Below are 1,685 nucleotides of genomic sequence, written 5' to 3' on the forward strand. Positions count from 1 at the left end.
GGTGGGGGGTTGGGCGTGGCATGCTGCTGGGGTGTCGGTTGAGCCCATCATCCTGGTCGTCGGAGACGAAGAACTGCTCGTGGAGCGGGCCATCGGTGAGGTCGTCGCCTCCGTTAGGGCGAACGACCCGGAAGCCGAGGTGATCGACCTCGGACCGGGCGGGCTGGAGACCGGGCGGATCGCGGAGTTGACGTCGCCCTCGTTGTTCGGCGGCGGGAAGGTGCTCGTCCTTCGGGCGGCGCAGGACCTCGGCAAGGACCTCACGGCCGAGGTCCTCACCTACGCCAAGCTGCCCGCGGACGATGTCGTGCTGGTCGCCGTCCACCATGGCGGGGCCAAGGGCAAGGCACTGGTGGACGGGCTGACGAAGCTCAAGGCACGCAAGATCGCATGCCCGAAGATCACCAAGATGGGGGAGCGGGTCGACTTCGTCCGGTCCGAGGTCCGCCGGGCGGGCGGGAAGATCTCGGCGGACGGCGCGCGCGGTCTGATCGAGGCCGTCGGCAACGACCTGCGAGAACTCGCGGCCGCCTGCAGTCAGCTCGTCGCCGACACCGGAGGCAGGATCGACGACGCCGCGGTGGCGCGGTACTACCGGGGCCGCGCCGAGGTGAGCGGCTTCACGGTGGCGGACAAGGCGATCGAGGGGCAGCTCGCCGAAGCACTGGAGCAGCTCCGCTGGGCACTCGCGACGGGTGTGGCGCCGGTCCTGATCGTCAGCGCGCTCGCGCAGGGCGTGCGGGGCCTGGCGAAGGTCGGCGGCGCCCCGCGCGGCGCGCGCGGCGCCGCCCTGGCGAAGGACCTCGGCATGCCGCCGTGGAAGATCGACCGCGTGCAGAAGCAGCTGCGCGCCTGGTCCGCGGATGGCGTGGCAAAGGCCCTCACGGCCGTCGCCAAGGCCGACGAACAGGTCAAGGGCGGTTCGGCCGACCCCGCCTACGCACTGGAGAAGACCGTCTCCGAAATAGTCGCCGCCCGCGGCTGACGACCGGCTCGCGCTACGTGCCGTCCGCCTGGGGTGCGTATCCAGGTGGCCGTCACCGGTTGAGCACCGATTCGCCTCCCGCGCCGGACCATCGTCCACCGCCTTCAACGGGTGCAGGAGAACACGGGGCCGAGATCGCCGGTGGGCGTGGCCGGGTGCCGGCTTCTCGCGTGGGGGCGTGCTCGGGCTGCCCGGTGTCGTGAGGGCGGGATGGCTCTGTGGTGAGGGTTAAGGGGTTTCCGCTTTGTTCTTCAGGCCGGTCGCTTCCATGGCCACGTAGCGGCGGGTCAGGCGGCCCGTTAGGAGTGCGAACAAGGGGGCCAGGGGGCCTTTCTGGTCGAGGGTCAGGTGGACGGTGACCGTTCCGTCGGGGGTGGTTGCCAGCTCGTGGGCGGCCGTGGTGGTCACGCCGGGGGAGCGGGACTCCCAGGTGAAGGCCCTGTTCTCCTCGAAGGCGGTGACCGTCCAGATGGCGGCGGGAAGTTTGGGCTGGTGGACGCGGGCCCGGGCGGAGAGGGCGATGGGCTCGTCGAGGAGTTCCACGCGGTTCACGGAGGCGGTCATGTCCGGCCAGCGTTCTACGTCGATCAGGAGCTTCCAGACGGTTTCGGGAGCGGCATCGATGTCGACGGTGGTTTCAAAGTGCATCGTCATTCCCCAGTGCGGTGCGGATCTCGGACAGGAGGCCGGTGACCAGGGG

2 protein-coding genes are annotated in these 1,685 nt (G+C 70.3%); one reads left to right on the plus strand and one right to left on the minus strand.

The genetic code is table 11. The annotated features are described in order from the left end of the window. Positions 1 to 31: 31 nt before the first annotated feature. Complete coding sequence (holA, locus tag E1200_RS33165) at positions 32 to 985, plus strand: DNA polymerase III subunit delta (protein WP_131956609.1); 954 nt, start codon at positions 32 to 34, stop codon at positions 983 to 985. Between the two features lie 228 nt (positions 986 to 1,213). Here holA and E1200_RS33170 read toward each other — a convergent pair. Further along, positions 1,214 to 1,685: SRPBCC family protein (locus tag E1200_RS33170; RefSeq protein ID WP_243709057.1), on the minus strand; the 472-nt coding region annotated here is incomplete at its 5' end.

Origin of the sequence: Actinomadura sp. GC306 (genome assembly GCF_004348665.1) — a bacterium.
Taxonomy (GTDB): domain Bacteria; phylum Actinomycetota; class Actinomycetes; order Streptosporangiales; family Streptosporangiaceae; genus Spirillospora.